A 12,955-nucleotide genomic window follows, 5' to 3' on the forward strand; every position below is an offset into this window, starting at 1 on the left:
AGATTGGTCTTCACCAAAGCACAATTGCTAAGGCTCATCACTGCTAACCTCGTATGTAAAGCGCGATTAGCAGTATCAACCCAGCTTGTTTTTTCTGTAGGAAGATCGTCCCGGATCTTCCCAGGTCTAAGGCACGCCGTCCGCCTTGCTCTTTCATCTACCTCCTCTCTCGCAAGGTTCAGCGAATCCAAGGCCTTAGACCATATGGGAGTTCCACCCTCATCTCACCTTCAAGCGTCCGCCTGGTGTATGGCTTGTCCATCTTTTCCATGCTGGCCTGCTCAGTGAGCCTCTTATTAAGTTGTCAAAGTGCTAATAGTTTTACATAAATGATAAGTTGTAAAACTTGTAATGCTGTAGTTAGAGAATAGCATGGCAGGAAACGTATTGTCAATGAAAGTTGTACAACTTGTAAGAGTTGTAGGTATTTTTGTGCAACTTGCACAAATTGTAAACTATGGACAAGCCGTATATAATTAAAATAATTAATTGCTTGCATTCTAAAAAAAAGAGAGGCCAAAAATGAAGCTTGGAGAGTTGTCTAAGTTCTATTACACAGCAGCGGAAACGAGGAAGGCGCTTGGTATTGATCAAGATACTTTGCAATATTGGGCACGTAAAGGGAGAATAACCAAAGTCTTCTTACCTGGAAGATCACAAGCTGTTTATTCAAGAAAAGAAATTGATGAACTGGCAGATCAAATAGAAGCTGTTATCCTTGCCGAACAGCCTAAGACCATTGTTTTTAGAAAGGCTACTGTAAACGATCTTGATCAAGAGGCACAGTTAGCTCATTTGGTCTTTGGGGAAAAAGCCGAAATGCGCGACCAGCGCAGGGCATTCTTAGAAAAGAACCCTGATACCGATTATCATCTTTATGACCAGGGTACACTCGTGGCATATATTAACGTCGTTCCTATGGAGCATCAAACAATTGAAAGCTTCATGCAGGGCGAGCTTGGCAATATCTGGAACATCGATCTTAATGCAATTCAACAGTTTGAACCAGAGAAGCCAACTGAGTGCCTGATCATTGATATGGTCACAACGCCTACCGTCCCACCAGCAAAACGTAGCTTCTATGGCTCGCGTCTTCTGATTGGCCTGGCTAATCTCTTAGCTGATCTGGGTAGTCGAGGGATCAACATCACCAAAGTCTACTCAGCGAGTAGAACCCATACTGGTATTCAGATTTTGCAGAATGCAGGTTTTGAAGTCATTCATGATAGTGGTAATGGTCGATTTTCCTTCATGCTTGATACCGAAACCTCTGATGAGAGAATACTTAGAAAATATAGAGAAAACTTACAAGTTTGGAAAGACGGAAAAGTTGTACAAATTGCAGATAACTTAATGTCTGAGGGAATAAAAGCAAAGCAGTCAACCAAGGCCAGGAGCCGGTCGGGCAGAATAAAAAACCAGCCTCATCTACTTTGTGAGAGTGGGGGTACATGGTATAGATCGGCCTGTAGAGCGCGTTCAGAGCAGAGTTGAGCTTCGGAACCGAGTGTCGGGAGTTCGAATCTCTCTGGGCGCGTTTCCACTGAACTCGCTTGAGAAGCGGCCTCATTAAAAACATTCATTGCGCCTTCCAATGTCTTACAGTTACATTGACATCCTAGTTGACATCTCAGCTTTGATGACGTTGTTGTCTAAAAGAAAGCAGTGTATCCAGTCGTTGTGCGGCTTCCGCCTGAAGAGAGGGAAGAACGTGTGAATAGGTGTCCAGGGTGATGGAAATTTGACTATGTCCGAGCAGCTCTTGTACTACTTTAGGATGTACTCCTAGTGAAAGAAGTAAAGAGGCGCAGCTATGTCGTAGATCATGAAAGCGAATGATTGGCAGTCCGGCCTTTTTTAGAATTGGCCGAAATGATCTCCTTGTCATATTTCCAACCTCTATCGGCCTACCCAGCATATTACAGAAAACCAAATCATATTCTTCCCATTCAGGTCCTACTGCCAGCCGTTGCTCGTGCTGTTTTCTTCGATGTTGTTTCAGGCTTTCAAGCGCCGTCGCTGTTAACGTGATATTGCGACGACTCTTCGCTGTTTTAGGTTCTGAAAAAACAAATCCCTTATTGGAGATTCGGGCTATTTTTCGCTTGACTTGAAGGGTACCATTGTCGAAATGAATATCCTTCCATTGAAGCCCAAGGAGTTCACCTTGTCGCATACCTGTACTGAGTGCCAAAATGTACAGTGTTTCAAGTGGATCACCTTGAGCTGCTTCAAGGAAGCTATGTGCTTGTTCATGTGAGAGTACTTGCATCTCTTTTTTGGGGACGCGAGGACCTTCAATTAAGTTACACACATTACGTGGCATCAGGTTCCATTTTACTGCATCGTTGAATGCTCTATGCAAAAAGCGATGTATATGCAGGATAGTCTGAGGTGCATACCCTTCTTCCCTTTTTGTCTTGTAAAGTCTTTGAAGATGCTGAGGCGTTATTTTTTGTAGCGTTACTTTTCCCAGAATGGGAATGATATGTAATCTCACGAGTTCACAATAGCGAATATACGTTTTGTCTCTTAGAATTGGCTGTGCTGTATCAGTCAACCATGATGTTAGGAATTCACTTAGCTTTTGATCTTTGGTTGTGATCAAGGTACCCTGCATCTTCGCTTGGGTTGCTAATTGTAGCTCCTTAAGGGCTTCTTTTTGTGTCTTGCAATAGCTGAATTTCTTTTTACCTTCTTCAGATGTGATGACTGCTACCCAGCGACCATCTTTGCGTTGATAGACACTACCTTCTCCTTGTATACGGCGTCCCATACCATTAATTCTCCTGCTCTATTGTTAGAACTGTATCTGCCCTGCTAGTTATTTGTGTTAATGGTTCTGTGTTCTGTTTGTGTGATTGCTTGTGATTTTGTCCTTGTTGCTTCTCCTCATAGGCGCGTAACCATTCTAGGCATGTTGAACGCCTCACACGAGCACGTTGAGCTAATAGACGTCCAGACATGCGTTGTCCCTCCTCTTTGATGTCTTGATACGCTTTTAGGAGCCGGTCCTCCTGCCCCGCGGATGCCATATCGTCTTCTTCTAAGAATGTTTCTGTTACTGTTTCATCCTCCTGTTTGCTGATTACTTCCGCATGCTGTAGAGAATCCTGTATCTTTGATTGTGATTTCGGTTTCTGCTCTATACCCAGGTTTTCCTGATGTGAATCTTGATGAATATCTCTGTTGTTTATTTTCTCTGGTAGAGCAGGCAGCGGCGTGATGGCGAGTGTTACATTAGAAATTCCCTCTTCTTTGACGACCGTACGATTATCGTAGTGTTTTTGCAAAGCTGCTTCAAGCAGCCTTTCCAGGTCGTCCTGAGTGAATTGAGGAGCCATCCCTTCTTGAGGAGTGGTCTGGCACTTATCTTGAGCTAACTCAATTGTTTTATCAGTTGACTTCGTTGTCTTTTGTTGCTTTTCACCTTTTTGCGACTGTTCCAAGAGTGGAACATCATGGAGGCGACTCATAAGGACAAACCCTACCACTGCGATTGCTCGTAGTGTACTGAGCAAGCGGACATCGATGCCGATAAGCTGAATCGCTTCATGACTTGAGGTATTTACGGCATGACTAAAAATATCTCCTTCCGTAATAAACCAGGCAACCAATGTAAGCAGCATAGTCAGAATACTGTAGAGGAATAATTTGATCCAATCGCGTTGCTTTAAACTCTGAAAGACGGAGTAAAAGCTGACACCGAGACTTCCATCAATGGCAATTGCCTGTGTCCAGGCCCAGGCAATTGCAAAAGGGGTTCCATCTTTGAGCATGCTGCCATCTGATAGAAAGTTCGCGCTGCTTACAACCAATCCGGCAGTGAGTAGAATCTCTGAACTCTTTGCTATGAAATTGGCAATGAAACGTAAAAAGGCTTCATACCAGGCGAGGGAAATAAACTCTTCTAAACGTGAATATTTTTGTTCTGACACTGCATTTCCTTCCATACAAACTGACATCCGTAAGACTATACATACGTCTTACTGTGAATTTTTTCTTGATTTAGATCATCACCTCCTTCAAGGGTCTTTTGTGTACTCTTGCCGATATGTATGAGATACTATCTTTTGCGTTGAGCCCTAGCTATCCTGTTGCGTCTGAAGCCAATGATGAAGAGCTGTTGCGCTTATACGTACTGACCTGCCAAGATGAATGGTTGGTAGACCCCGGTTAATTAAGGTATACACATGAGCACGGCAAATGTTAAGTTGAGTAGCAACCTGAGGAATTGTTAATAATATCTGTTTGTTTGCTATCTCATCACTCTGTGTATTTTCTTGATCATCACTTGCAGAATTATGCAATGGATTCTTTTGCTCTTTAACTACGCGTTTAGAGTGTAGTGGTATGATACTTTGTTCACTCGATTGTGTGTGTGGATACGATGCCATGGAAATTCTCCAATTCTATTTCATACTTTCTATGTTGTGTGCCACGCAAAGCTTTTTGCCATGCTTATTGTGATCATCACATTTTACTTGCTTTGTATCCTACCATACATCAATCAATAATGCACTATTTAATCATTTTATGCTTATATAGTAGATATAGATAGTGCAATAGCTCCCGGCGCTGATTGATCGTTCTCCTACATACCAGATCTATAAAACTAACTTTACAAGTTTTTACACAGGTGGACAATCTTTGCTTTTATATGACTCCTTTCACTAAAAATGAATATCATATTTATGATATTCATTTTTGAATAGTCGTGTCAAGGGGAGGATATGCTAGAATAAGCCCAAAAGTATATGGAGTTACAGCCATGTTGCGGTTAAAAGTGAAAGAAATTGCAGAAGGAAAAAATATCTCTCAAAGTAAGCTCTCACGGCTTGCTGATATTGGCTATTCGACGGTACGGCGCATTTTTGACGATCCGTATTGCTCCGTGAGTATTGATACACTCAACAAAATTGCCCAGGCTTTAGATGTACCTGCTCTGAGCTTGCTTGAAGAGTCCGAGGAAGGCACTGCCAAATAAAATTTTGTATGGCATAAAAATGTCCCCTATTTTTGATGATATGCATCTTCAATCCGTGCCGGAAGCAAAAGCTTGGAACTCTTGGCCACAAAGGTAAAAGGGCTTCATACCAGGTAAGGGAAATAAGCTCTTCTAAATGTGACCTTTTTGGTTCTGACACCATACATTCGTTCCTCTCTTGGCAACGAGCTGAGAATCTCCTTTGCTTGAGATCCTCGGCTCGTTGTGTTTAATCTTAATCCTGCCATGACATACTGAGATGCTCATATGTACAATGCATTTACTATTTAGACCTGTTCATTTTCGGCTTTTGGTTGTTTCCGTGCAGGAAATTCTCGGTTAGCTTTTTGTATGGCTTTCTCGTGAGCTTCTTGCGCGTAGGTTGATCCGTATGCTTTGTAAAGTTGTGAATACAAGAGGCAGCGATTGATCTCTCCATATCGCATGAGCAGAGATGTGATCGATTTATGGTTGCGTTGGATGTATTCATGTTGTCTGTTGAGCGCAGCGGCAAGGTGTTCATGAAATTCGGCCTCAAGGTGAGTCACGAAGCGATACATTTCCGAATGAACAGCATTTTGTATGGTGTCGTTTATGAGAGGGAGTGCTTGCTGCTCAATGAGTTGACCATTGTAGCGCATCGTTTCCTGGCGTAATGTTTCCTCGATCAGCTCTTTGAGTGTCTTCTTCTCACGTTGTGCCTGGTCGGCGAGTGCCTCTTTGATATTCTCGTCAATCCATACATTGAGTTGCTTTTCCATGTGTTTTGTCTCTTTCTTTATTGTTGATGAGTACATGCTGCACAGATAAGTGCACGCTTTTTTCTTAGGACTCCTGTGGCGTGTTGATGAGCAGAATATAGCCTTGTTCAAACGTTTTAATTTGTAATGCGAATGGCGCCAACTTTCCATTGGTGTTGCTGATATGTTTGCGTAAGAGTTGTTTACTTGCCAGACCAATTCGCATCTGTAACTTCGTAGTATTGATATAGGAGAGCATGATCCAGGTGTCATGATGCATGATTGGCTTTTTATTCTCACTCAGGTATTGTTGGAAAAACGCTACACAAAGGCGATATTCAGTGGGTGTGAGTGGGATCGTGCACCCATTAAAGAGAAACTTCTGCCATGTTTCATTCATGGTAATGTGTAGCCCTGCATAGGTGAAATCAGTGTTCCTGGCTGTATGTAAAGGCATATGCGTTATCATTTCTCCTCTATTCAAGAATCAAAAATATTTGAGCTGTTTCTGGCTTATTCGCCATGGATTCGGTAGTCTAGTGCTTGCTTCATGTTGATCGCATGCACCAAGTGTTTATCTTGAAAACGGGAATATAAGCGTGGTTCCATCTTTTCCCAGCTTGTTGTGTTCATCGTGATGACCGTTGGTGCGTGGGCATTGTAGCGATAGTTTAAGAGTTGGAATAATTTGTCGTTGGCCCAGGCTGTATTGTTTTGGGTCCCAAAGTCATCTAAGATCAGCAGCTCCGTCTCACAGATCTGTTGAAAGCGTTCATCGTAATCTTGTTCTACCTTTGGGAGAAGGTAGCTCGTAAATCATCAAGCAACCGAGGAACAATCTGAAAGACAACCAGTTTTCCTGCTTCAAGCTGTTTTTTCGCAATAGAGACAGCCAGGTGCGTCTTTCCACATCCATATTCTCCAATCAGTGCTAACCATCCAGTTGGCTGATTGGCAAATTCGAACGCGTGTGTATATGCCTCGTGAACCCCTTGAAGAAAGGGATTGTAGGTGTGAAAAGAAGCATGGCGAAAGCGTTCTAAGGTATTCAATCCAGAAGCGTGAATAAGCTTTTGCTGTTTTTTCTGCTTGATTAGATCTACATGACAGTGACACGGGACTGGTTTTCCAAAGTCAGGATGTCCGAAGGGGACATCAACTCGAAGATAGCCAGCGTCATTACAGTGTGGACACATCTGTTTTGCTTCCTGCTTTATCGGATGATTATCGATGGGTTGTGGCAGTATTGCTTTGTTGTTGTGTTGATTTCTAGCTCGATCTCTTCTCTGTATGCGATCAATCAGGCGATCCATGCGCTTTGCTCCTTGTTCTCTGTGTTACTAACGCTTCCCTTTAAATGCATAACTTGCTGTATTTGAGGAAATTTTTGTGACCATTCAGCCGGACTGTGGATGGTAAACGTATGTTGTTCAAGCTGGATATTCACAACCCAGGCAGTGTCTCTATATACTGGCTCAGCCTGTAACTTATAGTCATAATGGTGACCGTCTTGCTTTACCTGTACAGTAAGCTGCTGCGCTTCTTGTTTGGTCATCGCCACCTTTGTGGTAGCAAATGAGGAATGTGAAATTTTTGGCGGTGATTCTAATGTGTGTTTAACTGGCTGACGGAAGGTGCATGTCTCGCGATGCCGTTTATGTTCCAGTATGGCATGGACGCGACGCTTTCCTCGGCTATCATGATTGGCTAGATCAAGCACAGTCATCCCACAAGCATCACGATGCTGCTTCCAGTAGGAGTCTGATCCATGAAGCCAGGCTTCCTGGATATCATTTACGTTCAGTTTTGGCTCTAATCCAAGGAGTTTTTGTGCCGCGTGGAGTTGCCGCGGGCGTTCTTGTTGACCAAACGGGTGTCCTCGTAGCACTTCAATGCGTTGAACAACTCCTTCTGCTGTTTCTGGTTTTTGGATATCAGACTGGTGTACTGGTGCATTCAGTGTAATCTGATGATCCTGAAGGTGCGCAGCGAGAGATGAAGTAGCGGCTTTTATTGTCTCTGATTCATTCCATTGGGAATGTGTGTCCTTAGTAGCTTCTTCTCTTCTCTTAGTAATATCTTTATTACTCTTACTCTTGTCTTCGTGAAAAATAGGGGATGAACCTTCTTCTGGAGTGCTTTCATGTCCGTTTTTGACATCGGCAATATTGCCGCTAAATTCAGCAATTTTGCCGGTATCTGGCGGCAATTCTGCCGGTCGGTGTCGGAAATATTGCCGATACATACCGGAAATATTTCCGCTTTGAGTGAGTTGATGCAACGTCGGCAAAATTGCCTCTTTTGTGGGCGGGGTTGTGATTCCTGTTTGTATCTGTGTCAGATGAACCGTATATTGATAGGTTCTTTTTGACACGGCGATGTCAATATAGCCACAGGCGATCAGCAAGGGGATGGCGACATCGCGCAGCGTCCGTTCGCTGATCATGTGATCCATCTCAGTAAGAATTTGCTGCTGGGTTTTGTAGATAGAGATACTGATAGATTGGCTTAGTATTTCTCCAGATACCTCTTTGGATTGATCGTGTTGTTCTGGCAGTTGCTTGAATTCCTGGCTGATACAGGCATGGTAGAGCAAATAGCTCAGTAATGCGGCTGCATGTTTGTTGCCAGTACAGGCTCTTCTCAGACAGGGCCGCATAATGAGTAGCTCTTCTTCTGGAAACTGGACTCCCCACTTCATATGCATATAGCTCTTTCTAATATGTAAATAATAATGAGAAACGTTTACACCAGTTGTAGAGGAATTAATTAGAACTCTTCTAATAAACTGATCTAGAACTTTCTGTACGCTATTCAATGTTTGAGCAACTTTGATTGCTCACCAACTGATTCAACTATGCCTGATTTTTGCGCTGAATGGGAGATACAGAACCTATACAATACCGATGATTCACCTATGATCTAGCTATGATGAGGAAAAATGTAGCGATAAATATGAAAATTCTCTATAATGGGTCGATACAAACTTTCAGTGAAGCACTATAAATGTGTCCTAGAAAGAATGAAGAGAGCTATTGCACCCTTATGGATAAATCAGAAAAAAAAGAAAGAGGAGTATTACGCCGCGCTCGACGACAACACGGTTTTACCCAAAGTAGCCTGGCGGCAGAACTAGATGTAGATGTTCAAACTGTGAGGAGTTGGGAAAGAGCAGGCCGATTACCATCTGTAAGGACGCAGAAAAGAATAGCCGAGGTATTGGGAATGCCATGGGAAGAATTAGCTGTATTTACATCTGTCCTTGATGAAGCAGAAGATGAAGATAGAACTGACGAATATAGCCTTACCCCAGAAATGGAAACCGATAGCCCTACTCCTACTTCGGAAGCCACTCCTCTTCCTATAGTTGATGAGCAGGCTGATTGGGATCAAGAGCCGGTAACAGTTCCACGAGATATCAATCGATACCGTATCTTGCAACGGATACGTTCACGTTGGATTTTTGGCGTGTTGAAGCCTCTGTCAGCAACGCCGCTTATACCATTACGTTTTCAGCAACGGCCAGATGCAACTGCAAACCCATGGCGTACCTCGCATGATTTTTCACAAAAGATGACTTTCTCTTATCCAGAAGGAACGCAAATCATTGACGTCTTTGATGAGGCTTCTGGTGAATTGCTTATTCTGGGTGAGGCTGGATCTGGAAAATCAACCCTGCTATTAAAATTGACCCAAAGTCTGGTGAAACGCGCATTGAATGATGATCAATTACCGATACCGATCATTTTTAATTTGCCCTCATGGGCGCAGAAAAGAGCGCCACTGATAGACTGGTTGATTGAGGAATTAAATCTCAAGTATCAAGTGCCAGTTGCGCTGGCGCGAACTTTAGTTACGAATGATCAGGTATTCCCTTTGCTCGATGGATTAGATGAGGTTGATCTACCTGTGCGGCCTGCATGTGTTGAGGCGATTAATGCCTATCGGCAGGAGCATGGATTAGTTCCGCTGGTTGTTTGCTGTCGGAGCGCAGATTATAATGCATTGCCAGAGGGTCTTGTCCTTGGCAATGCTATTGTGGTGCAACCATTAACGCATCAGCAGATCGACGACTATGTTTCTAGGAGTGGTGAGGATCTGGCGGCAATGCGTGTCGCCTTGCAAGCTGATGAGGACCTGCAAGAAATGGCCTCGACGCCATTGATGTTAAGTATTTTGGCATATAGTTATGGTGATATGACGCCTGAGGAAGCTCAAGAGCTTCACTCTTCACGTGCTATTGTGCTTGATCAATATATTGAGCGATTGCTTCGCCGTGAGACCAGACAACACTATCCACCTGAACAGATTAAGCCATGGCTTTCCTGGTTAGCCTGGCAGATGCGGAAGCATAATCAGACAGAATTTTATATTGAACGAATGCAACCTGATTGGCTTGGAAATAGTCCCCAACTCCATGGATATCAGAGGACCGTTATTCGATTTATCACCGTTCTCCAATGTATTGTTTTGGGCGCATTGGCCGCGTGGTTGAAGGGAGGGCTCAAGAACGGTGTGGTTGGTTCAGGGAATGGTATTCTGGGCCTGTTTGGAGGTGGTGAAGGCAATACGATGATGGGATGGATGGCACCAGGTATTGGAGGAGGTAGTCAAGGTGGTGCAAGCCTGATTATTATTCTGAGTATTGTGATCTGGCTTGTAACGATCCTGGTGGGTAGCCCTTCGATTCCAACTTTGACCCCACAAGCGATTCGATATGGTTTATTCAGTGGGCTGCGCGCTGGCTTCAAACTTGGAGGGGTCATCAGCATCATAGGTATTCCATTTTTTAGTATTGTTGGTGGTATTCAACATGGTATCTCATATGGCCTGGGTATTGGATTTTTCCTTGGCATACTAATGGGATTATTACGTGGAATGGGTGCAGGTCTACGCTACGAGGAGCAACAAAAGGAACCAGTGCCAGCGAAAAAGGCATCTTTTACGGATCGCGTGATTGATGGGCTTACCTTTGGCGTTTTTGGAGCGCTTAGTTTCATGGTAGTTGAGGAATTGTTACAGGTGAGCCAGCAATCAACCTTGATTTATAGCTGTATCGTCTTCCTCTTCTTTTTTGCTGCCTACGGATTTGGTGGAGGCACCAATTTATTTCCAGCGTTGGCTCAGACGATCAAACCGGCTGAAACCGTTTTATGGTCATGGTCCCATATGTTTGGGGATATGAAGGAAAATAGTAAAAAAAGCGTGCTCGTGGCGCTCGTTACAGGTATCTGTGTCAGTGTGGTTATTGCGTCTGTGACGAGCCTGTTCTTTTTCAATGTGCGTTATGGTATTCGGTACGGGCTCGTTTTCGGTACGATCAGTGGTTTAATTGTAGGCATTGCCGCTTTTCTCACCAGCATGCTTCAAAGTGGCTGGTCGAGTACGATTTTGCCTCCTGAGAAACACACAAAACCGAACGAAGGTATATTACGTTCGGGGCGGAATGCGCTGATTGGTGCCTGCTTTTTTGCTCCAATTGGAGGAGTTGCGAGTGGCCTGGCCTGTGGTATCGGTTTTGGCCTTATTGGACGCCTGCCTGCATGGCCAGTTATGGGCATGGCATTTGCCGTTATGCTTGCCATCATGTTCTTTGTGATCTTCGTCATTGCCCATGGAGGCATTGCCTGGATTGAGCATTACACCCTTCGATGGTATTTCTGGCGTGCTGGTTTTATGCCGCTTCGTTTTGTGCGCTTCCTGGAGACCGTCCAGGCGGACGCGCTGGTGAGGAAAGTCGGTGGCGGGTACATGTTTACTCACCGCTTGATACAAGAACATTTTGCACGGCTTTATGAACGCCAGGATGATCCTTCCTGAGCCTCGTAGGATAGATAATATTATGGGCATCATCAAGAGAAGAGACTATTGGCTATCTAGTTAATGGTCTCTTCTCTTGATGATCATGGATGAAGATGTACCTTAAATGGTTGCAGGCACCTGTGCCAGGAATGAGCGCAGTTTTGCCTCGTATTCCTCAGGATTTGCATTCCAGCACTGGGTGTGGTCCGCGTCTGCAATACGGTGATAGATAACATGGGGGTGAGCAGTAGCAAACGTATCGCTGACGGCAATGGGTGCTGTCGTATCGCCTACGCCATGGAATAAGAGGGTGGGTACCTGACTCTTCCCCATTTGATCAAGCGTATCGAAATGAATACCTGTTCTCATTGAGATAATCTTTTCTGTGATACTTGCCACGAATGAGGGAAGATGATTTTTCTTTACCAGAGCATTGATTGTTGCGCGCCAATTCAGCACAGGAGAGTCGAGCACTGTGGCTTGAATTGCGTGCGCATACGAGGATCGGTCCAGGAACGTTTCTACGATTGATCCTCCCAGCGATATCCCATAAAGTAGAATATGTTGAGCGCCATGCTCCAATGCGTATTTGACGCTTGCTTCAAGATCTTGCCACTCAGTATCGCCAAGATGTGTCAGCCCATCGGAGCTGGCTGGAGCACCTTCATCACCACGATAGGTAATATCAAGCAGAGGAAAACCCAAATTTGAGAGCGTCCGAAAGAAGCGCAGTCCCTGTTCTTGAGTTCCGCTGGCGCCATGAACCAGAATAGCCCAGGTATCCAGTTTGCCAGGCACAAACCAGGCAGGCAAGTCACCAGGAACACTGGGAATAAGAATATCTTGTATCGTCAGTTCTAGTTGATCTCTCAGTAATCCACCATAGATAGTTGTATTCCAAGCCACATTTGCGTTCGTGGGTAGCTTACCTGTCGAATGAACGAGCTTGCGTGTGACGGTCTCGGAGTCAGATGAGAGAATAGGACCAACAATAGCTTGTCCCTCGGCCCCCATGATGCCAAATACTCCTGGACGCCTGGTGTTTTTGGTGTTTTTGAGCGTAACCGTCTGATCATTGATAGCTGTAACTGGAATAGTCAAAGCTTTCGATGTGGGAGTACGACGGAGAAGTCTATTTGAGATGTACCAACTGATACCGATAATAGCAGCCAATATAATGATAAGAAGTACAAGCACAATAAGTCCGAGAATAAACATAATCCGTCCCTTTGATATGAAAAGTTCTGTATGGGGTGTTATTGAAGTGCTATCAATCGTGGGTAGCCCATCTGAAGAATTGCACGTGTTACCATACTATTTTTTGAACAAGTAAGAGTTCATGTTCTTTTTATCATATTTTTTCCAACATTCCTACTCGGAGAGGACCGAGTAGGAAAAGAGGATATCCATGACAGGGATCGATGTA

General features: G+C 44.1%; 11 protein-coding genes and 1 pseudogene. 3 read left to right on the forward strand and 9 right to left on the reverse strand.

Going from position 1 to position 12,955, the window contains the following annotated elements; all coding sequences use genetic code 11:
- Positions 1-522 precede the first annotated feature (522 nt).
- Complete coding sequence (locus KDW_RS15175) at positions 523-1,494, forward strand: helix-turn-helix domain-containing protein (RefSeq protein ID WP_151756734.1); 972 nt, start codon at positions 523-525, stop codon at positions 1,492-1,494.
- Positions 1,495-1,630: 136 nt separating this feature from the next.
- Here the strand turns inward: KDW_RS15175 and KDW_RS15180 are convergent, their stop codons facing one another.
- From KDW_RS15180 to KDW_RS35900, 3 genes are all read right to left on the reverse strand, one after another.
- Positions 1,631-2,776 (reverse strand): tyrosine-type recombinase/integrase, encoded by a 1,146-nt coding sequence (locus tag KDW_RS15180; RefSeq protein WP_151756735.1) that lies wholly within the window; start codon positions 2,774-2,776, stop codon positions 1,631-1,633.
- A gap of 4 nt (positions 2,777-2,780) precedes the next feature.
- Positions 2,781-3,938 (reverse strand): hypothetical protein, encoded by a 1,158-nt coding sequence (locus tag KDW_RS15185; protein ID WP_151756736.1) that lies wholly within the window; start codon positions 3,936-3,938, stop codon positions 2,781-2,783.
- A gap of 147 nt (positions 3,939-4,085) precedes the next feature.
- Positions 4,086-4,397 carry a helix-turn-helix domain-containing protein gene (locus KDW_RS35900; protein WP_151756737.1) on the reverse strand — a complete coding sequence of 104 codons (312 nt, stop codon included), beginning with the start codon at positions 4,395-4,397 and terminating at the stop codon, positions 4,086-4,088.
- 374 nt (positions 4,398-4,771) lie between these two features.
- Between KDW_RS35900 and KDW_RS15195 the strand changes: the two genes are divergently transcribed.
- Positions 4,772-4,987 (forward strand): helix-turn-helix domain-containing protein, encoded by a 216-nt coding sequence (locus KDW_RS15195; RefSeq protein WP_151756738.1) that lies wholly within the window; start codon positions 4,772-4,774, stop codon positions 4,985-4,987.
- Between the two features lie 287 nt (positions 4,988-5,274).
- On the opposite strand, the gene KDW_RS15200 is transcribed toward KDW_RS15195, so the two are convergent.
- From KDW_RS15200 to KDW_RS15220, 5 genes and pseudogenes are all read right to left on the reverse strand, one after another.
- Positions 5,275-5,748: a hypothetical protein gene (locus KDW_RS15200; RefSeq protein ID WP_151756739.1), complete on the reverse strand. Its 474-nt coding sequence runs from the start codon at positions 5,746-5,748 to the stop codon at positions 5,275-5,277.
- 64 nt (positions 5,749-5,812) lie between these two features.
- Entirely contained in the window at positions 5,813-6,184 is a 372-nt protein-coding gene (locus KDW_RS15205; RefSeq protein ID WP_151756740.1) for a hypothetical protein, read from the reverse strand.
- Positions 6,185-6,240: 56 nt separating this feature from the next.
- Positions 6,241-6,495 (reverse strand): annotated as a pseudogene (locus KDW_RS35905) (ATP-binding protein); the annotation flags it as partial.
- Between the two features lie 20 nt (positions 6,496-6,515).
- On the reverse strand, positions 6,516-7,040 hold the full coding sequence (locus KDW_RS34945; protein ID WP_151756741.1) for an ATP-binding protein: 525 nt from the start codon (positions 7,038-7,040) through the stop codon (positions 6,516-6,518).
- On the reverse strand, positions 7,028-8,428 hold the full coding sequence (locus tag KDW_RS15220; protein ID WP_151756742.1) for a hypothetical protein: 1,401 nt from the start codon (positions 8,426-8,428) through the stop codon (positions 7,028-7,030). The genes KDW_RS34945 and KDW_RS15220 overlap by 13 nt, the downstream gene beginning before the upstream one ends.
- Before the next feature lie 344 nt (positions 8,429-8,772).
- Between KDW_RS15220 and KDW_RS15225 the strand changes: the two genes are divergently transcribed.
- Positions 8,773-11,547, forward strand: a complete 2,775-nt coding sequence (locus KDW_RS15225; protein WP_162005254.1) for an NACHT domain-containing protein — start codon at positions 8,773-8,775, stop codon at positions 11,545-11,547.
- Between the two features lie 102 nt (positions 11,548-11,649).
- Here KDW_RS15225 and KDW_RS15230 read toward each other — a convergent pair whose 3' ends face one another.
- On the reverse strand, positions 11,650-12,747 hold the full coding sequence (locus KDW_RS15230; protein WP_151756744.1) for an alpha/beta hydrolase: 1,098 nt from the start codon (positions 12,745-12,747) through the stop codon (positions 11,650-11,652).
- Positions 12,748-12,955 lie beyond the last annotated feature (208 nt).

This window comes from Dictyobacter vulcani (assembly GCF_008974265.1).
Taxonomy (GTDB): Bacteria; Chloroflexota; Ktedonobacteria; order Ktedonobacterales; family Ktedonobacteraceae; genus Dictyobacter; species Dictyobacter vulcani.